Genomic DNA, 19834 nt, shown 5'->3' with positions numbered 1-19834 from the left:
TAAATGGCAGGTATAGAAACGCCCTATTTAGAGAAGGCTAAATCATTTTATACCTTTATACTTTGGGCAGTGGGCTCAGCAGTTCCGCTAAACTTACTGACCAGGTATATGCAACTGAAAAGCCCTGCAAAAGAACTAGTTGGTTTTGGACCTGCTGCTATCGGATTGTTGATAGCTCCCGTTGGGATGTACTACATTTTAAAGAGCTTTCAGCAGCAAGAGCAAAACAAGAAATAGCAATGGCTATACCTACTGGGTTTACTATTGATAAACAGTCTGGTTCTGTACATCATCTTTATGATGGTTACCGGAAATAAGCCATTTACTAATTAGTAGATATCCCGATTTAGACAAATAAAAAAATAGCTTTCCAATAAAGAAACATGGATAAAGCAATAAGAGACAAATACCAGGCGATTATCGGTCTGGAAGTACATGCCCAACTATTGACAGACAGTAAGGCCTACTCATCTGACTCTACGGAATATGGCGTGCTGCCAAACACGAACCTGAGTGTGATCACACTGGGGCACCCAGGTACTTTGCCACGTATCAATAAGTCCGTGGTAGAGATGGCCGTGAAGATGGGACTGGCGACGAACTGCGAGATCAGACGCTACAACATCTACGCCCGCAAAAACTACTTCTACCCAGACCTTCCAAAAGGCTACCAAATCACACAGGACAAAACGCCTATTTGCACGGCGGGCTACCTGGATGTGAAAGACGCAGCAGGCAATGATAAGCGCATTGGCATTACGCGCATTCACATGGAGGAAGATGCAGGTAAATCGATGCACTTGCCTGGTGAAACTGAAACGCTGATCGACCTGAACCGTGCTGGTGTGCCTTTGATTGAAATTGTATCAGAGCCCGATATCCGCAATTCGGAGGAAGCCTATAACTACCTGACTGAGATTCGTCGTTTGGTGCGCTACCTCGAGATCTGCGACGGCAACATGGAAGAAGGTTCATTGCGTTGCGATGCCAACATTTCGGTGATGCTGAAAGATTCGCCGCTTTGGGGTACCAAGGTAGAGGTGAAGAACATGAACTCATTCCGCAACGTGCAGCGTGCTATCGAGCACGAGATCGAGCGCCAGATCATGGTCATCGAGAACGGCGGCAAGATTGATTCAGAAACCCGCAACTTCGACGCGAACACGGGCACGACAACGGCTATGCGTTCCAAGGAAACGCTTAATGACTATCGTTACTTCCCTGAGCCAGACCTGCCACCTTTGGTGATCGAGCAGGAGTGGTTGGAGCGTATTAAGGAAACCATGCCAAGTCTACCACAGGAGCTGTACAAGCGCTTTACAGAGGAATTTGGCCTGTCGGAGTATGACGCTGGTGTTTTAACAGATGCGAAGGAAATCGCCTTATATTACGATGAGCTTTGCAAGCATACTAAGAACTACAAAGGCGCTGCCAACTGGGTAACCGGTCCTGTAAAGTCATACTTGAACGAGCTACAACTTCACATCAAGGATTTCCCATTACAACCGCATGCCATTGCCGAGATCATCGCCTTAGTAGACGAAAACAAGGTGAGCCACTCGGTAGCCGCCAAGAAGATTTTCCCATACATGCTGGAGAACCCAGGTATACCTGCGCACCAGGTGGCTGAAGAGCAGAACCTGCTGCAGGAGTCTGATACTGATTCCCTTAAGACGATCGTTTCGGAGGTGCTTGCCGCTAATCCGCAGAAAGTGGAGGAGTATAAGGCTGGTAAGAAATCACTGGTAGGTATGTTCATGGGAGAGATCATGAAGAAAACCAAAGGCAAAGCTGACCCTAAAGTGGCCAACCAATTGCTGCAAGAGGGATTAAATGCATAATATTACGTATCGCGATACACCAGGTATTAATTCATCTTGCCTGGTGTTCCGCTGTACGAACATCTAAACCCATAGAAATATGAACCTAAAGAACTATATAGTACTGGCTTCAGCAGCTGCCTTGATGGCTAGTTGCCAGGGCAACAAGACGGCGACCAATGGCAGCGCCTATACTATAGAAGGGAAATTGCAAAATGCCACACCTGGTCAGATCTTTTTGTTTGAATTGGGAGAGCAGCAATTCATTGCCCGCGATACGGCTGATATCAGTCAGGATGGTACATTTTCATTTCAGGGTCAGGTAGAAGAGCCTACACTTTACCGCCTCGGACTTGATCAGCAAAATGCCCTGATGATGGTTCTCGAAAATAAAAACATCAAAGTGCAAGCTGATGCCCGCGACCTGAACAATACAGCCAGTTTTGAGAACTCAGAGGACTCCGAGCTTTTCCAGCGCCTGAACAAAATGGTGAATGAAAACCGCCAGAAGGAAATGGCCCTGAGCGAGCAGTTCAACCGCGCCATCTCCGAAGGCAAGACGGAAGAAGCCGAAGGCTATCGCCAGCAGTACCTGAGCCTGCAAAAGGAGGTCAAAAACTTCATTGCAAAACATCCGGAGTCTGTAGTATCTGCATTCGGCACGCTTAGTCTGGTAAATCCACAACTGGATTTTGCTTTCGCTGATAGTATGCTCACGCTCTACACCCAGCATATACCTGAGTCGAAATACACCAAGACGCTAAACGATCGCCTGAGTGCGATGCGCACAACTGCTGTGGGTTCGGTAGCTCCTGATTTTACACTGCCAACACCTGAAGGTGGCAGCATGGCTTTGTCTCAGCTGCGAGGTAAGTATGTGTTGATCGACTTCTGGGCAAGCTGGTGTGCTCCATGCCGCAAGGAAAACCCGAATGTGGTGAAGATGTACAACAAGTACAAAGACAAAGGATTCGAGATTTTCGGCGTTTCGCTGGATCAGTCGCGTGAAAAGTGGCTGAAGGCTATTGCCGATGACAAACTGACCTGGCCACAGGTTTCCGACCTGAAAGGTTGGGAAAGCTCAGCTGCTCAACTTTACCAGGTAGATGCCATTCCACAGACTATTCTGCTCGACAAAGAAGGAAAGATCATTGCCAAAGGCCTGAGAGGAGAAGAATTGGAAGCTAAAATTGCTTCGTTGGTACAGTAAACCAGAATCCATACCTGAGATAAAAAGCAAAAGCCCTTCTGTCAAGGAAGGGCTTTTGCTTTTTATGGTTATGTAATAGGTACTACTTTTTAAACACTCGCTGCAGCGCTGCCCACAGTAACTTTTTCTGCTCCTGATCACCATCCAACACAGCCAGCGACTGTGAGAATACGACTGGTACACCGTCTACCGGCACAGGATTATAAAGCATGAACTTCTCGTGCGGGAGGTCAGTGTCAAGGCGGCTGGCGAAACTGATGATATACTTTGTCTGGGTGGTCTCGCGCAGCGCTTCGAACTTCGTAATCGCTCCGGACACATTATTTACAAAGGCAACATCCGAAGGACCAAAACCAATAGCTGCCAGTATTTTTGTCAGAAACTGCGACTGTGGTAATACCTTAAACGCTGCATCTGGAAGTGTGACCAACACGATCAGACCTTTGCGATTCTCACCGATAAAATCAAAAGACTTTGGCTGAGGGGCTGTTTCTATTTTAGGTAGTTTAAGGGTAGCGGTTGCAACAGTCGCCGGACTTGTTGGAATGGGAGCGGCAGTTTCACGAACCGGCTTAATTGCTGGTGCTTCAGTAGGGACGAGTATAGCCGTAGGTTCTGCAATAGATTCAGCCGCACTGACAACAGGCACCTCGTCCTGCTCGATCAGGTAGAGCGTTTCGGGCATGAAATGCTTCAGAAATTCTGCGTTCAGTTGTTCTGGTGTCAGGGCTGCCATTTGGTAAGGTATAAATTATTCGGCATCTTCCTTAAGATCAAAGATAGAGCGTAATTCATTGGCTTCGCTCGGTTTCATACGGCCAGCCAATACCAGGCGTAACTGACGACGGCGTAAGGCACCATCATACAGCCTGATCTCTTCCTCGGTTTCAGGTATAGCTTCCGGCACATCGATCGCTTTGCCAGACTGGTCTACAGCCACAAAGGTGAAAAACGCTTGGTTTGACATCACTTTTTTGCCCGAAGGAATGTCTTCCGCATAAACTACAATGTGCACTTCCATAGATGAAGAGAAGGCACGGGTAACTTTAGCTTCGAGCGTAACTACATTGCCCAATTTGATGCTTTCGGCGAATGATACGTTGTCCACCGAAGCCGTCACCACGATGCGGTTGGAATGCTTCTGTGCAGCGATAGCCGACACGATGTCCATCCAATGCATCATTTTACCGCCCATCAGGTTATGCAGGGTATTGGTGTCGTTTGGCAACACCAACTCAGTCATGATCACGTACGATTCGCTTACTTTTTTTTGTTTACGCATGTCTGTTCTATAAATTCTGACGCAAAGATAGGTCACGAAGGTCCAAACAAAAAGACCAATAAGGCAATTGCTTCAAAATGTTTGGGCAGGAGCGAGGCAAGTCTATAATTCACAGCGCTATCGCTGGAGAGACTAATCCTCTTTTTTAAATAGATAATTTATGCCCTTATTGGCTTTAAGACCAAGGCGCTACAAATTATCAGCTTCCCAACCAGATTTACCCAGAAGCGGTACGAATTTGAAATCAGCGAATTCCTCCCGGGTAAAATCATTTTCGCCGGTGCGGGTGATGCGCAGCATTTTCTGGCTCGACTCACCACCTACCGGGATTACCAGAATACCGCCAATAGTGAGCTGACTCACCAGTGTTTTGGGTATACCTGGCGCTCCGGCCGTCACGATGATTTTGTCGTATGGTGCGTGGGCAGGCAAACCCTGTGAGCCGTCGCCATGGAAGGTGTGCGGGAACAAGCCATACGTCTTGAAGAACTTCACCGCCTTCTCGTAGAGCGGCTTGTTATACTCGATGGTGTAAACTTTAGGCGTAAGCTGCAGGAGCACACAGCACTGGTAGCCCGAGCCAGTCCCGATTTCAAGCACTTTGTCGGTTGGTTTAAGTTTCAGCAACTCCGTCTGGAAAGCCACCGTGTAAGGCTGCGAAATGGTTTGTCCTTCTCCAATCGGAAATGCTTTGTCCTGGTAGGCTTGTTCCAGAAAGGCTTTCTCGAAGAAAAAATGCCGGGGTACTGTTTCAATTGCAGCCAACACCCGTTCATCGCGTATACCTTTGTCTCTCAATTGTTTTACCAAGGCGCGGCGCATGCCTTTGTGTTTGTACAAATCTACCTGCATTTCCCTTTTCCTATAATACTAGTTACGAATGATTGGCACTTGCCATGCCAGCTGATTCAGCTAGCGGCATTCTTTTTCTGAAAACAGATAGAAATGCCGTATGCGAAAATAAGCATAGGAGGGCAGAGTTACCTAACACTAAAGCAATTTAATCTCGGCCAGTTGTGGATTTAGGTATAGCAAGTATGCTTTTCAGCAAAATCATGGTTAATTTTGAATTCAGATATCAAGTCCGAAAAACTATGTTTACAGGTATAATAGAAGCCATGGGCCAGGTGCAGGCCATACAGGAAGAAGGCACCAACAAGCACTTCACGCTGTCAGCGCCTTTCGCACAGGAGCTACAGATCGACCAGAGTGTGGCTCACAACGGCATTTGCCTGACGGTGGTGAACATAGAGGGCGACAAGTACACTGTGACTGCTATCGACGAGACGCTGCAAAAAACAAACCTGAACAGCCTGCAGGTGGGTGACAAGGTGAATCTGGAGCGATGCATGAGTGCCAACGGCCGCTTCGACGGACACATCGTGCAAGGGCACGTGGACCAAGTAGCAGTATGTGAGTCCGTAGAAGACCAAAACGGCAGCTGGGTTTTCACCTTCCGCTACGATTCTACTTTGGGAAATGTGACGGTAGAAAAGGGATCAGTTACAGTGAATGGCATCAGCCTGACGGTCGTTAACTCACAGGAAGACCGTTTTTCTGTTGCGATAATCCCCTATACCTACGAACATACCAATCTGCACCAGGTAAAGCCGGGTTCCACCGTTAATCTGGAGTTTGATATAATCGGCAAGTATGTAGCCAGGCTGTTGGGTAAAAGTTAATTTTGATTGAGTGAATGGGAATATAATCCTGCAAATTTTTGGGCAGGGTCACTAAAGCAAAGCCTCAGTCATCACTTTACCACAATCTGGTGGTACGTCACCCCATAACCGCCCCAAACGCCCAATCCGCCGTTGATGTTTGATCGGGTGGTATTGGGGGAGCCAATGGGACTGCCATTGTTGTTACGCTCATTTTCTAAGGTATACCAAAAGCGGTAGTGAGCCAGATCGATCGCAGCCCAACGCACTAGGATCGTATCGCCTTTCCCGAAATAACTGTAAGTGTCCAGATCAACCTCCCGGCCACGGGGCTCCCCCCGGTCAAGCGGGAAACTCAGGTTCTGCACCCCATTGATCAGTTCGTCATTGAAAACAGAGGTAAAGTAGCCGGGGTAGAAGGGTTCGCTGTTGCGCTTAGTAAAGTAGCGTACGCTGTTTCCCAGGGTGTCCGGGTCGCGGTAGCGGTAAAAGAGAGTGAATAAGCTGTCCTGACTTGGGTCGGGGTGAGGCTGCAGAAAGAGCTCCTGCAGTGGGTTGAGATGGGGTATGGTCGTAGTGGAGGTCAGTACCCGTCCTTCGTGACTGATCCGCAACTGATAGCTCATGCCGGTTTCGCCCCGCAACTCATCAGAGGTATAGACATAGAAGATAAAGCTACTGCCACTCGTGAGCTGATTCTCAGGTATAGCATACTGCTCTGATACCACCCGCCGCAGCTCAGGCCAAAAAGCAGCGGCTGGCACTTCTTTCAAGGTATAGCTGCGCCCGCCCGAACTCACCTCCACCTGCGCCCCATGCACGAAACTGGCTTCGATATCAGCGGGAGAGGAGCCAGCAAACACCGGCATACTGCGCGTGAGCACCACCACAGGCGGTGCATCCTGTTCAATATGCCCTTCTACTACCAGTTGCTCCTGCCCGGCAGGTATGTCGATTGTCAGACTTTCTTCGCAGGAAAGCAGGAAGGTGATCAGGACAAGTAAGAGGAGATTTCTGAATCGCATAGCATTACCATTTAAAATTCCAGGTGGCTGATGGCAGCGGAATAGGAATCAGTGAGACTTTTTTTGCCTGCACCCGGGTCTCTGTACTGTAAGGCGCCCCTTCGCTATCAATAAAGTACAGGAAGGGATTGCGGCGGCCATACACATTGTAGATCGCAAAGGTCCAGCTCGACTGCAACCGGCGCTTCGCCTTCCCTTCCAGCGTAGCCGAAAGGTCCAATCGGTGGAAAGGCTCCATCCGGAATCCGTTGCGGTCCCCGTACTGGTAATTAACCGTTCCCTCAATCAGATAGCGCCGCTCGGGCATGGTAGTAGCCTGTCCGGTGCCGTAGACAAAGCTGCCCCCAAATGTCCAGCGGGGATTGTACTTATAGGTGGCCACTAGAGAGAGGTCATGCCGCCGGTCGAAACGGGCAGGGAAGGTACGGCCCTGATTGATAGCTGGGAAGGTGCGATCGGTCCAGGACAAGGTATAGCCCAGCCAGCCTTGCAAATCACCGTAATTCCGTCGCAGGAAAAACTCTGCTCCATAAGATTCGCCGCTTCCACGCACAAACTCATACTCCAGATCACGGTTACTGGGTCCCGCCACGAAACCCTCACGGAACTCCAGTTGGTTTTCCATGGTCTTATAATAGAGTTCCACAGACCCTTCATACATATTTTGACGGAAACTCTGGAAGTAGCCCACTGCATACTGCGTGGCTCGCTGCGGTTCCACTATCGCCGAACTCGGCACCCATACGTCCAGTGGCAGGGTAGTATAGGCATTGGAAACGAGGTGCAGGTACTGTGCCGAACGGGCATAACTAGCTTTAACAGAAGCATCAGCCCCTAAGCTGTAGCGCAACGACACCCGAGGCTCCAGGGCCTGAAACGTTTTCACCCGTTCTCCCGCTGCGTATGCGACCGAATCAACGGGTCGTTCGTTCTGATCAAAGGTATAGAAAGTAAAAGGCCCCATCTGTGCAAAGTAACTACCCCGTATACCTAAGCTCAGCAAGAGCCGGTCCGTCACGTTCCAGTCATCGGATAGGTAGACTGCCGCTTCATGAGCCGTTTTGGAAAGGATCCGGTCGGTAGAGAACACATCTCCTTCGGCCGTTTCGGCGCTTCCGGTACGGGGGCGCAGGGTATGGTGGGTGTAGTGCAGGCCGTACTGCAACTCATGGCGCACGGAAGGAGCATAGACAAAGTCGGTTTTGAGGGTATAATCCCGCACCCCGGTCTCAACGGATGTTGTAATGTCACCAAAATCCCAATTGAAATCAAAGGCATAGTCGCTCAGTGTGCCTGTCACATCCACGAAGTGCTTATCTGAAAACTGATGGTTCCAGCGGGCAGTGGCGGCAGCGTTTCCCCACTGGAAATCGGCCACAAAGCGACCTGAAGAAAGCGTAAGCGATCCCACGTCCTTGCCATAATAGCCGCTCAGGTATAGCTTGTCCTTCGGTGACAAGGTATAGGAGAGCTTGCCGTTGAAATCATAAAAATAATAGGGCACCCCACCTTGTTCGGTGTTTCGCAGAAATGGCCCGAACAACACATCCACATAGGTGCGGCGGGCAGAGAAAATGAACGAGGCCTTGTCTTTGACCAGTGGGCCCTGCACCGTCAGCCGGGAAGCGATCAGGCCAATGCCGCCTTCGGCTTGCAGACTATCTTTGCTACCTTCACGCAGCTCCACATCCAGCACCGACGACAGACGCCCGCCATACCTGGCTGGCATGTTGCCTTTGATCAGGGTTGCATTGCTGATGGCGTCGCTGTTGAAAACGGAGAAGAAATTAAGCAAATGTCCCGGGTTGTAAACCACCGCCTGATCGAGCTGCACGAGATTCTGGTCCGCACCACCGCCCCGCACATAAAAACCCGTGTTGCCTTCGCCTCCCGACTGCACCCCCGGCATCAGCTGCACGGTTTTCATGATGTCAGTCTCTCCGAACAGCACTGGAAGCGTTTTCACCGAAGTCATCGGTATATCCAGTTCACCCATCCTAGCGGTCTGGGTAATCGGCTTGATGCGGGTCCCGATCACCTCCACCTCACGGGTGTTGTAGCTGGCCTGCTCTAAGCGGATGACAAGTGTTTCGTTACGGAACAGCTGCAGTGATACTTCCTGGTTGTTGTAGCCAATGTAACGGATAACCAAGGTATAGCTGCCTGCCGGGGCACTTAGGCTATACCTGCTATCCGGTTCCGAGACCGTGCCGATAGAAGGGCGCTCTTTCAGACTAATGGAAGCACCGGCCAGGGGCTCATCTGTACGGGCGTCGAGCACGCGGCCGCTTAGCACAAAACTGTCCTGAGCCCATGCAGGCAGCAGAGGCAGGAGTAAAAGCGGCAGAAGCAGGTATAAAAAGTGTCGTAGTTGCAAGTCCGGAAATCAGCTCTTCTAACAATACGTCAGAAACAGCGGATCATGCCAAAGGTTTATGCTGAAAGCGGGTATATTTTCGCAGCCAAAAACGATAGCCCACCACGGCTAACATCGCCGTACCCGTGCCCACCAGAGCGCCTCCCAGCGTATCGCCGGGATAGTGCACACCCAGGTAGATCCGGCTATATGACACCACTACCGCCCACATCACCAGAAAGACTTTGAAAAGCAGATAGCGATCCGATAGAATCAGGTTAAAGAACACCGCCAGCGCAAAACCCGTGGAAGCGTGGGAGGAGAGGAAGCCAAACTGACCGCCGCAGCCGCGCACCAGGTTTACCATGGCCGATATTTCTGGATCGTGGCAGGGCCGCAGACGCGCAAAATAAGGTTTAAAAATGCCGGAAGCCACATAATCGGCCAGTCCTATACCTGCCACAGCCATCAACAGCATCGGGATACTCTGTAGCCTATAGCGCCAGACGATGTAGCCGATCAGTAAGAGGTAAAAGGGGATCCAGAAGTATTTATCTGAAACCGTGACCATAACATTGTCCCAGAAAGGGCTATGCTGCTCATTCAGGTATAGAAACAGCTCTTGGTCCAGCTTCTCCAGTTGCTCCAGCATGCTTAGGCTATGTTGATCCAGTCAATGTCCTTTTTAAGATAACCCAGCGTCTTTTCTTCAGGTCCGCCCGGTTCCGGCTTGTGATTATATACCCAGGAGGCATGGAGCGGCAGACTCATCAGGATAGACTCAATGCGACCGTTGGTGGCCAGTCCGAACTTGGTGCCACGGTCGTACACGAGATTGAACTCCACGTAGCGGCCTCTGCGGATCAGTTGCCATTGTTTCTCACGCTCAGTATAAGGTAGATTGCGGTTTTCGTTAACGATCTTCGTATAGAATGGTGCAAATGCATAGGCCACGTCACGAACAAAAGCAAAGCGTTGCTCCAGGCTGATCTCATCAGTAGCCATCAGACGGTCAAAGAAAATACCGCCTACGCCGCGAGTCTCCTGACGGTGTTCGTTGTAAAAGTAATCATCGGCCCATTTCTTGAACTCCGGATAATAGGAGGGGTGGTGTTTGTCACATACGGCTTTCATGGCCTCATGGAACTCCCTTGCCTGCTTCACATCCACATAAATAGGTGTGAGGTCAATGCCGCCGCCAAACCAGGCTGTACCGTTACCCGCCTCAAAATAGCGCACGTTCATGTGGGTGATCGGCACCATCGGGCTGTGCGGGTGCATCACCACCGAAACCCCCGTCGCGAAGAATTTCGGATCAGGCATCTGCAGCATTTTAAGGAATTGAGGAGAGAGTTCGCCCTGCACAGCAGAGAAGTTGACGCCGCCTTTCTCGAGCACGTTCCCGTTTTCAATGATACGGGAAATGCCGCCACCGCCCTGTTCGTGCTGCCACTCATCTTTCTGGAAAGTAGCACCGCCATCACAGTTTTCAAGGTCGCGCACCAGATCCAGCTGGAACTGGCGCATAAAAGCTTCAACTTCTTCTCTGAACATATTATCTTTATTACTTCGTTAATGTGTCATCTGACAAAAAACACAAAATTCCGGAACAGAGGGCTAAAGTCCTATGTCCTTTGACACCAGGTCTTTTTGTCCGGAAACCGTAAAATTACCAAATAAACCCCGCTCTACCGAACATTCGTAAGGATTTCAGAAAAAGCACATTTTTCCTTAACTTCGGGCAACAACTACGCGCAACCTATGTCAAAAGAACTGATGGAGGCATTTAAGATTGACACGGGCATTCTTAAAAAAGCTTACCGACTGATGATAACTGCCAAGACAATGGCAGACACCTACGAAGAAAACAAGGCCATTTGCAGTAAGTATGTGCACAGCACATCCCGCGGTCACGAAGCCATACAATTGGCCACGGCCTTTCAACTGAAGCCCTACGACTACGCTTCGCTCTACTATCGCGATGATTCAGTGCTGTTAGGTATAGGCATGCAGCCTTACGAGCTCATGTTGCAGCTGATGGCCAAAGCCGGTGACCCGTTCTCAGGTGGCCGCACCTACTACGGACACCCTTCGCTGCGTCGCGAAGGCTTCCCGACCATTCCACACCAAAGCTCTGCCACTGGCATGCAGGCTATACCTGCCACCGGTATGGCACACGCCATTGCCTATTTCGAATCGCAGGGACTGACGAATAGTGAGGAGAAGCCAGTAGTGCTGTGCTCACTGGGAGATGGCTCTGTGACGGAGGGAGAAGTGGCCGAGGCTTTCCAGATGGCGGTACTCAAGAATCTGCCAATCGTATACCTGGTGCAGGACAACGACTGGGGTATTTCGGCCACAGGCAAGGAAATGCGTGCTATGGATGCCTACGAGTATGCAGCCGGTTTCAAAGGGATGGAACGCCTGCGCGTGAATGGTTCTGACTTTGCAGAGTCCTATGAAGGCATGCGGGTGGCATTTGAGTATGCCCGCGAAGTGCGTAAACCGATACTGGTTCACGCTAAAGTACCTCTGCTGGGTCACCATACCTCCGGTGTGCGCCGCGAGTGGTACCGTGGCAATAACCTGCAGGAACATAGCATCAACGACCCGATTCCGAAGCTGCGTCAGGCGCTGCTGGATGCAGATGTTACGTCTGAAGAAGTTCAGTGGCTTGAACAGGAAGCTCAAAAGGCTGTGGCTGCTGATTACCAGCGTGCACTGGACGCTCCCGTACCTGATCCTAATACCTTCGACCAGCACGAATTTGCCCCAACCCCGGTAACAGTAGAAAAAGGTGAGCGCAACCCATCAGGTGCTGATAAAACCATCATGGTGGACGCTGCCCTTCATGCCGTGGATGATATCCTTCGCAATTACCCGGAAGCTTTGTTTTACGGGCAGGACGTGGGAGGAGAGCTCGGTGGTGTGTTCCGCGAAGCTGCTTTGCTGGCTAAGAAATACGGTGACAGCCGTGTATTCAACACTCCGATTCAGGAAGCTTACATTGTCGGATCTACCGCAGGTATGTCAGCAGTGGGCGCCAAAGCCATTGTTGAAATACAGTTTGCCGACTATATCTGGCCGGGAATGAACCAGCTGGTGGAAGAACTATCTAAGAGCTGTTACCTCTCTATGGGCAAGTTTCCGGTACAGTCGCTGATTCGTGTGCCGATTGGTGCATATGGAGGAGGTGGTCCTTACCACTCCGGCAGCATTGAATCTACCTTGCTGACTATTCGTGGCATTAAGGTGGTATACCCAAGCAATGCTGCCGACATGAAAGGCCTTATGAAAGCTGCTTTCCTGGATCCGAACCCGGTTGTGATGCTGGAACACAAAGGACTGTACTGGTCTAAAGTAGCAGGCACCGAAGACGCTAAGACCGTAGAGCCGGATGAAAATTACATCCTGCCGCTTGGCAAGGCCAATGTGGTGCAGCACGCCTCAGACGAAGAGATCCGCATGGGCAACTCCATGACGGTGATCACTTACGGTATGGGCGTTTATTGGGCTAAATCAGCTTCTAAACAATTCCCGGGCAGCGTTGAGATCCTGGACCTGCGTACGCTCAATCCATTGGACTTTGAGGCCGTAGTCGCTTCTGTGCGTCGTCACGGCAAGGCACTGGTGCTCACCGAGGAGCCGCTGATGAATTCTTTTGCAGAATCACTGGCCGGTCGCATCTCTAAAGAATGCTTCCAGCAGCTAGATGCTCCTGTCTATACCCTGGGTGCTGCTAATCTGCCAGCTATACCTTTGAATGTGGAGTTGGAGAAGATGATGCTTCCTAACCCGGAAAAGGTTGCGGCGGCTCTGGAAGAGTTGCTGAACTACTAGTCTCAATCATAACTGTAAACCAAAAGCCCCGTCAGATCATGGCGGGGCTTTTGGTTTATAGGCTATTAGCATGAAAAGCAATGGCCAATGGCTAGGTTTTAGAATGGATAACCAATGCCTATATTGAGGTTAGTTCTTCGATTAGCAGGATCAACCTGGCGGAAAAAGTCGGAGAAGCGGAAATCACGGATGACAAACTTGTTGCCGTTGAGGTCTCCGGCCGGATCGTATACCTGTGTGGCAAAGTCAAATCGAAGAATCACAACTGAGAAGTTTAGTCTCAGGCCAAAGCCAGTACCTACCGCCAGCTCTTTATAAAAGCGATTATATTGAAACTCAGACCCCGGACGGTTATCTGGCTTAAGCATCCACACGTTACCAGCATCAACGAATACAGCACCGTTTAAGAAGCCGACCATATTAAAACGGTACTCAGCACTGGCTTCAAGTAATACTTCACCGGGCTGTTCGGCAATGAATCTTCTATCAGTCTCCTCTCCATTCTCAGTTTCTGTAATCACTCGCCGATAGGAGCCAGGACCTAGACGACGGGCCTGCCAGGCACGCACACTTGAAGCACCACCGGCAAAAAAGTATTTATCATAGGGGAGGGCATTAGTACCAAATAGGGGACCGCCTACACCAGCATTTACACGATAAACAAAAAAGCGCTGTCCTCCCAGTGGCAAATAGCGCCGGTAATCGGTGTTTAATTTGGCATATTGGAACTGCCTCAGATTACCTGTTTCAGGCAAAACACCCAGTTTGGCTGTAAGCCCGCCCACCTCAGTAAGCACACGCATGTAGCGGGCATTACGCGACTGCAGAAAGTCGTTTGTATTGTAAATCAGGTTAAAGCCAACAAAAGAAATAAATCCGCTTTTGAAACTCTCCACAAAAGAGCGGCTGAGCTGACTCAATTCTCGCAGGTCTTCATCAAAAGTGGGATCAATACGATTAACCTGAATAATATTGATATTGACCGGTGAAAACACATACTGCACAGTTGGTGTCTGAAGCGGTCGCGGATATTTGTACCAGATGTAGTCAAGAGAGGCTTCGTAAATGCTTCTCTGGAACTCAGCACGATTTACATTGGTATAGCCTGTATACAATCTGGTCCTGGGATTGAAGTCCTGCAATATATTCTTACCTCCGAAAGGGAGTATAAACAATGGGAAGGTAAGCGCAGCATCACCACCAAACTCCCGTATCATGACCGTTTCGTCAGTTGCAATACTAAACTGTCCTTCTAAACCACCACGGATACCGAATTCCAGGTTTTCGGCACCTCCGAAAACATTGCGTGTCTTCAGTCGGATGCTGGAAAAAGGACCCGGTCTGCGCTCAGTAAAGTTCATACCCAATTCAGCCGTTTCCTGAAATTTCTTGGAGGGGAGGGCATTAATGAAGGCATTCAACTGGTTACCAGCTGTTGAGTCGGTCGCATCTGTGATTTTGTTGTAGCTTACATTGGTAAACTGAAACACATCCATCTCGGTCAGTCGCCGCTGTGTAAGGGATGTCCTGAACTGGCTATACCGCTGACCAGGGTATACCGAAACTTTATTGTCAAGTATGTTAAAAGAGTACTTGTGGTCGTATGCCAGGTATTTTACATTGTTATATTCCAGCGTGTCGCGCGCCAAACCAAACCGGTCCGCATCGGTCTTAAAGTACACGTTCTGAATAGTATAAGCTTTGTGGCGCGTGCCATTCTCCGGATTCTGAATAATGGTATGCAATCGCACCGTGTTCCCCCCATAGCTGGTATCCGGTTCAAATATTATATACGCACGTGAAAAGTCAAAATATCCGTTGTGGCGAATCATCTCATGCAGGCGATCCCGCTCTTGTGTGAGCAACTGCTCATCATACACATCACCTACCTTAAGTAGCGACCTGTCCTCGTATCGCTTCACAATCTGGAGCAGAGAGTCATCGGGTATAGTGTAGTTGAGCGCACTGTAGCGGTAAGGCTCATTTTCAGCGATGTTGATCGTAATGTATACCTTTTTGCCTTTTACCTGTTTTTCGTAGTCCGCTTCATGATTAAAAAAACCTTTAGTATTCATGTAAATATCCACCTGGTCCATGGTGCGCTCCATCAGCAGGGAGTCATAGATGGCAGGAGGTTCACCTATTTGCATGAGCAGATTACCCTTTTCTTTACGATCACGTTGGCGGGCAATGCGGCGGTCAAAACGGTCCTGGATTCGGCGCACCTTCGTGGAGTCATCGGCTTGGGCTGTTTTCTCTGCGCGTTTTCTACGTAGCTTTTCAATGCGCTCGTCGATGCGGGCCGGACTGTAAAATCGCTTCCCGAAGTTGTAGATGGCCAGATAAGGCGTAGAGCCAAGGAAAGTCCGGTTAGGGCGCTGTTGGTAAACCGCCTCTATATCAGTCTGGCTGACGTGTTCGATCCCTTTAGGTTCTATACCTAACAAGAGCTGCTCGTTCTCGCCCAGATTTTTGGTCGGCACGCAGGCGGTGAAACTTAAAATTGTAATTACCAGCCCGAATATATAATATCGTGTTCTCAAACGATTCTCCGCTCTATGTTGTCGAAAGCAATTGTAAAATACGTTACCTCCCTGCAAGTAAAAAAATACCGCAACCAACACCAAGCCTTTGTGGTGGAGGGAGCTAAAAGCGTACTGGAGCTGTTAAACTCAGATTTTGAGATACAGCACCTGTTTATAACCCAGGATTTCCTGCAGGAGCATGGAAACAGGCTAAGCAAAGGTACAAGATACGAACTTGTTACGGAACAGGATTTGACCAGGGCGGGTACTTTTTCAAGTAATAATGCTGGTTTGGCTGTAGCCCGCATGCACCAGCTCCCTGACTTGCAGTTCCAGCCTGGCGATTTTACTCTGGCACTCGACGACATTCGCGATCCGGGTAACATGGGCACCATCATCCGGATTGCAGACTGGTACGGCATCCAGACCATTGTGTGTTCCGAAAACTGTGCTGATTTCTATAATCCCAAGACCATTTCAGCCACCATGGGTTCCTTTACCCGTGTTAAGGCCTATTACCTCAACCTGGGTGAGTGGCTTCACCAGCTTCCGGAGAATGTGCCTGTCTACGGCGCTTCGCTGGATGGCGATAACCTGCACCGTATGCAACTGCAGCCAACAGGCGTGGTGGTGATGGGAAATGAGGCGAATGGAATACGCCCGGAAGTTGCCAGCGAAGTAAACAGGCTTATCAAGATTCCTGCTTTCGGAGAGGCAGAGTCGCTGAATGTGGCTACAGCTACCGCTATCATCATCGATAACTTTATGCGTAACACCGGCCTTTAAAACAAAAGAAGCCTCTGTGAAGAGGCCTCTTTTGCAAACAATATAATCACCTAATTAACAGCTTATTAATTGAACAGCCTTAAACCAAAGCTGATTACGTTGGCGTCCGGGCCGCGGTTCTCTTTGAACAAGTCGTTCATGTTGTATTTCACGAAGAGGTCCAGGTTGCCGTAGCCTATCACGCCGGTCAGGCCATACTGGAAGTCACTCAGGTTGTAGCTGCTGCGCACCTTTTCTTTTTGCGTTCTACCGCTGTCCTCAAACTTAAACTTAGAGTGGGCACCCAGTCGGTAGCCAACAAACGGACCTGCACCAAGTTTAAATCCTTCCTTGCCGTTTTGGCGCTTGAACTTCAGCATTGGCATCAGCGGAACGTTTACAGATGAGTGAGTTAGTTTCACTTTGTCATAGTTGATCTCCATCTCACGGCGGAAGAAGGTCACATCATTTACATCCTCCTCAATTACGAAGTTGCGGTCGAACATGTAGTTGTTGAAAGCGAACTCAAGTCCTGACACCAGGTATAGCGGGCTTTTGCGACCACCGATCTGTGAATTGAGGTGCCAGTTTATACTTACATAGCGTGAACCCAGCGGCTTCAGGTCTGGTACCTGTTGGCTATTAGTGTTCAGGAAGTTATTCAGGCCAAGGTCCAAGTCAAAATTGAAGCGGGTAGCTTTGTAAGACTTCTTCACGTTGCTTGTCCGTATGCTGTCCCTCTCGGCGCGGTTAGGCATGTTCACGTCAACCTTGGTATTGCCATCCTTTTCTTCTATTTCCACATCAATCTTGATGTTCTTGTTGATTCGGATCTCGTGTTTTTCTCTGTTTACCTTCCCATCCTGGCCGGTTTCCTGCACGGTAATCGTCACAGTTTCCGGATCATTGTCATCTTTGCCAAACACAACGGTGGTCTCCTGCGATTTCAGCTCCTTGTTGGCACCGTCCATGCGGTCTACCTGGTCTACATACTTATTCAGCACGCGCATCAGGGAGTCCAGGCTATAGTTTTCGAAAGCTTTTAGCTGTTCTATGTTCTGAAGGTATAGCACCATTTTAGCGCCGTTGGCCATTTTCACAACGATCGTATCCTGCTGGCCGAGTCGTTCGCCTATGGTTTGGCCGCCTTTGGCAGACACACCGGTGGCTGCAGCCATGATAATGGCCGTTACGAGAAGTAGTATCTTTTTCATGGTTTTAAAAGATTAGAGATTAATTACTTTTGATATTTTCTGTTTTCCAATTTGAGTTTCAAGTGCAATTCTGTCTGCGTTTATGCCGAGTTCAGACAACTCAACCTTCTCTCCGTTTGAGAGGTTACGAACCTGCTTGAAGATGTTCTTGGCTAGTTTCTGCTTCTTTTCGAAGCCGCTCAACTCTTCATCGACCTCAACCTCCTGTACATGGACAGCCCGCTTTATTATAATTTCTACTGGCTGAGCATTCATATCCACTGTGTTGGCGGCAAAAGCAACCGGAGTTGTTTCTCCTGTGTTATAGTAGTCTCCTTTCTGAGGAGCATCCGGTATAGCTGGCTTTTCTACCTGAGCCGCCAGTTGTTGCGTTGTAGCAACGCTTTTTGCACTGATTTCAGGCCTGGTCTTTTTTGTCTCAGCTCTGGGTTCTGCTTTGGCAATCACTTGCTTCTTAACCGTTTTTGGCTGCGTAAGTGGTGTAGCAGCAGTTTCAACTGGACTGACAGGCTCAACCAATTCTTCACCTGCTGATGGGGTAGTGGCTGGTTCTTCAGTTACTTGTGCCAGTTGCTCGTCTGCTGGGGCAGGTGCTGTGATAATAAGCGGCTGCTCAGGTTTCAGACCATTGCGGTCCGCCAGGCCATCTCTGTCAACTGGAACAGTGCCGTTCTGCACATTGTAGAACACGACGCCCACCGAAAGCACCAGTGCAATAGCTGCCGCAATAGAGTAGGAGAGCCACATAAAGCCTCGGGACTTCGCATCCTCCTTTTGGGTGCCAGGCATCTCAGTTTCTATCCGGTCCTGCAATCTGTTCCAAAGATCGGCAGGAGGCGTGGGCGAAGAAGGGCCCAATCGCTCTTTGAATAGTTTGTCTATGTCTTCTGGTTTCATAATTGAACCTCCTTTTATATTAGCTGGCGACTGCTTCCTGACCGGTCAGTCTTCGCTGCAGCATAGCACGTGCTTTGCTTAGCTGCGATTTCGAAGTGCCTTCCGTGATATTCAGCATGTCGGCTATTTCTTTGTGAGAATATCCCTCAATTGCATACAGGTTAAAAACTGCCCTGTAGCCGGCAGGTAAAGTGCGCAACAAATCCAGTAGTTCGCCTTCAGCCAGATCGTGATCGGCTCCCATGCTGCCTGCCACTTGTATGTGGTCGTCTTCAACAGACAGGTATAGCGACTCTTTTTTTCTCAAAAACCCAAGAGCTTCATTCACCATGATGCGTCTTACCCAACCCTCGAAACTACCTTTGCCCTCAAACTTGTCTATATTCTGGTATACCTTCATATACCCGTTCAGCAAAGCCTCTTCCGCGTCCATCTGGTTTTTGAGGTAACGCAGGCACACACCGTACATCGGTGAGGCGAAGCGCTCGTAAAGGCATTTCTGCGCTTTACTTTCGGCCTTCTGGCAACCTGCTATTAACTCCTGTTCCGTCACGCTGGGTAAAATTTTATCAAATGATGTCGCTTTTCTGGCCTTAAGTGAGCTGTTTTTGTCTCTCTTTACCTCTTAGATGTAGATACCCACCCGGAGGTTGCCTAATCAAAAATAAATTTCTCATATTTTTTTCAGAATATGGCATCGTTGACTATAAAATACTGACTGCCAACTAGATTTTATTTAACTATTTCGACATTAGCACTAGCTTCAGACTTTCGCTTTTTAAGAATTGTTCTGAATAGGTATACCTGGAACCTGTTTAGAGCAGAATACCTTATATTTGTAGAAATGAAGTTCGTGGCAATCCTTTTCTCAATCTTCCTGTTCTGGACGGCCTGCCTGCCGTGCACAGATAAGATTATGGATAGTCACGAGCACCTTCCCAATTTGACCGACGTAGCGGACACCACGGGCGAGTCACCCTTTCACGAAGACACTTGCCCGCTATTCTGCAGCTGCGGCTGTTGCGCCACATTCACGGTCACGGTTGAGCCCGAGCATATCGTGTTCCGTGTTCCTTTCATTCCTCAAACCAAGCCTCTTGTTTACCCGGAGTTGCGCGAAATAAAGATCGCCTCTACCTGGTGGCACCCTCCACGGCTGGTGGCCTGATTCTTCTATCAAGATAAAATGCAGCTTAATGATAACCACAAGCCATAAAAGTGCTTGAGGCTTAGTTGCAT

General features: G+C 49.3%; 18 protein-coding genes. 7 read left to right on the top strand and 11 right to left on the bottom strand.

Features of this window, described 5'->3' with window-relative positions; genetic code table 11:
- Window positions 1-3 precede the first annotated feature (3 nt).
- From I0P70_RS03935 to I0P70_RS03925, 3 genes are all read left to right on the top strand, one after another.
- Complete coding sequence (locus tag I0P70_RS03935) at window positions 4-237, top strand: hypothetical protein (RefSeq protein ID WP_196114879.1); 234 nt, start codon at window positions 4-6, stop codon at window positions 235-237.
- Between the two features lie 146 nt (window positions 238-383).
- On the top strand, window positions 384-1841 hold the full coding sequence (gatB, locus tag I0P70_RS03930; protein ID WP_196114878.1) for an Asp-tRNA(Asn)/Glu-tRNA(Gln) amidotransferase subunit GatB: 1458 nt from the start codon (window positions 384-386) through the stop codon (window positions 1839-1841).
- 79 nt (window positions 1842-1920) lie between these two features.
- A complete protein-coding gene (locus I0P70_RS03925; protein ID WP_196114877.1) occupies window positions 1921-3030 on the top strand; it encodes a TlpA disulfide reductase family protein in 1110 nt (369 codons plus the stop codon).
- An 82-nt stretch (window positions 3031-3112) separates the two neighbouring features.
- Here the strand turns inward: I0P70_RS03925 and I0P70_RS03920 are convergent, their stop codons facing one another.
- The 3 genes from I0P70_RS03920 to I0P70_RS03910 form a co-directional block, all read right to left on the bottom strand.
- Window positions 3113-3766 carry a hypothetical protein gene (locus I0P70_RS03920; RefSeq protein ID WP_196114876.1) on the bottom strand — a complete coding sequence of 218 codons (654 nt, stop codon included), beginning with the start codon at window positions 3764-3766 and terminating at the stop codon, window positions 3113-3115.
- 15 nt (window positions 3767-3781) lie between these two features.
- Entirely contained in the window at window positions 3782-4312 is a 531-nt protein-coding gene (locus I0P70_RS03915; protein ID WP_007652522.1) for an acyl-CoA thioesterase, read from the bottom strand.
- 189 nt (window positions 4313-4501) lie between these two features.
- Window positions 4502-5164, bottom strand: a complete 663-nt coding sequence (locus tag I0P70_RS03910; protein WP_007652520.1) for a protein-L-isoaspartate(D-aspartate) O-methyltransferase — start codon at window positions 5162-5164, stop codon at window positions 4502-4504.
- Between the two features lie 242 nt (window positions 5165-5406).
- On the opposite strand from I0P70_RS03910, the gene I0P70_RS03905 reads away from it, so the two are divergent.
- Window positions 5407-5994 (top strand): riboflavin synthase, encoded by a 588-nt coding sequence (locus tag I0P70_RS03905; RefSeq protein ID WP_196114875.1) that lies wholly within the window; start codon window positions 5407-5409, stop codon window positions 5992-5994.
- A gap of 71 nt (window positions 5995-6065) precedes the next feature.
- Here I0P70_RS03905 and I0P70_RS03900 read toward each other — a convergent pair whose 3' ends face one another.
- The 4 genes from I0P70_RS03900 to hemF are packed head-to-tail and all read right to left on the bottom strand — an operon-like array spanning window position 6066 to window position 10908.
- On the bottom strand, window positions 6066-6998 hold the full coding sequence (locus I0P70_RS03900; RefSeq protein WP_196114874.1) for a DUF4249 family protein: 933 nt from the start codon (window positions 6996-6998) through the stop codon (window positions 6066-6068).
- A gap of 4 nt (window positions 6999-7002) precedes the next feature.
- Entirely contained in the window at window positions 7003-9375 is a 2373-nt protein-coding gene (locus I0P70_RS03895) for a TonB-dependent receptor (protein WP_196114873.1), read from the bottom strand.
- A gap of 43 nt (window positions 9376-9418) precedes the next feature.
- On the bottom strand, window positions 9419-10006 hold the full coding sequence (locus tag I0P70_RS03890) for a phosphatase PAP2 family protein (RefSeq protein ID WP_196114872.1): 588 nt from the start codon (window positions 10004-10006) through the stop codon (window positions 9419-9421).
- 2 nt (window positions 10007-10008) lie between these two features.
- Window positions 10009-10908, bottom strand: a complete 900-nt coding sequence (gene hemF, locus I0P70_RS03885) for an oxygen-dependent coproporphyrinogen oxidase (protein WP_196114871.1) — start codon at window positions 10906-10908, stop codon at window positions 10009-10011.
- A gap of 207 nt (window positions 10909-11115) precedes the next feature.
- Here hemF and I0P70_RS03880 point away from each other — a divergent pair, with 207 nt between their 5' ends.
- On the top strand, window positions 11116-13194 hold the full coding sequence (locus I0P70_RS03880; protein ID WP_196114870.1) for a thiamine pyrophosphate-dependent enzyme: 2079 nt from the start codon (window positions 11116-11118) through the stop codon (window positions 13192-13194).
- Window positions 13195-13292: 98 nt separating this feature from the next.
- Here I0P70_RS03880 and I0P70_RS03875 read toward each other — a convergent pair whose 3' ends face one another.
- Complete coding sequence (locus I0P70_RS03875) at window positions 13293-15677, bottom strand: BamA/TamA family outer membrane protein (protein ID WP_196114869.1); 2385 nt, start codon at window positions 15675-15677, stop codon at window positions 13293-13295.
- Between the two features lie 75 nt (window positions 15678-15752).
- Between I0P70_RS03875 and I0P70_RS03870 the strand changes: the two genes are divergently transcribed.
- Window positions 15753-16505: an RNA methyltransferase gene (locus tag I0P70_RS03870; RefSeq protein ID WP_196114868.1), complete on the top strand. Its 753-nt coding sequence runs from the start codon at window positions 15753-15755 to the stop codon at window positions 16503-16505.
- Between the two features lie 65 nt (window positions 16506-16570).
- Here the strand turns inward: I0P70_RS03870 and I0P70_RS03865 are convergent, their stop codons facing one another.
- The 3 genes from I0P70_RS03865 to I0P70_RS03855 are packed head-to-tail and all read right to left on the bottom strand — an operon-like array spanning window position 16571 to window position 19148.
- On the bottom strand, window positions 16571-17698 hold the full coding sequence (locus I0P70_RS03865) for an outer membrane beta-barrel protein (protein ID WP_196114867.1): 1128 nt from the start codon (window positions 17696-17698) through the stop codon (window positions 16571-16573).
- A 12-nt stretch (window positions 17699-17710) separates the two neighbouring features.
- The gene (locus tag I0P70_RS03860) at window positions 17711-18595 is read right to left on the bottom strand and encodes a hypothetical protein (RefSeq protein WP_196114866.1); all 885 of its coding nucleotides are present in this window, start codon (window positions 18593-18595) and stop codon (window positions 17711-17713) included.
- A gap of 19 nt (window positions 18596-18614) precedes the next feature.
- The gene (locus I0P70_RS03855) at window positions 18615-19148 is read right to left on the bottom strand and encodes a sigma-70 family RNA polymerase sigma factor (protein WP_196114865.1); all 534 of its coding nucleotides are present in this window, start codon (window positions 19146-19148) and stop codon (window positions 18615-18617) included.
- Window positions 19149-19439: 291 nt separating this feature from the next.
- Between I0P70_RS03855 and I0P70_RS03850 the strand changes: the two genes are divergently transcribed.
- Window positions 19440-19763, top strand: coding sequence for a DUF6660 family protein (locus I0P70_RS03850; protein WP_196114864.1), 324 nt, complete (start codon window positions 19440-19442; stop codon window positions 19761-19763).
- Window positions 19764-19834 lie beyond the last annotated feature (71 nt).

The organism is Pontibacter sp. FD36 (assembly GCF_015686655.1).
Taxonomy (GTDB): Bacteria; Bacteroidota; Bacteroidia; order Cytophagales; family Hymenobacteraceae; genus Pontibacter.
The sequence above is the reverse complement of the archived record's forward strand: the minus strand, read 5'-3'. Positions and strand labels throughout refer to the sequence as shown.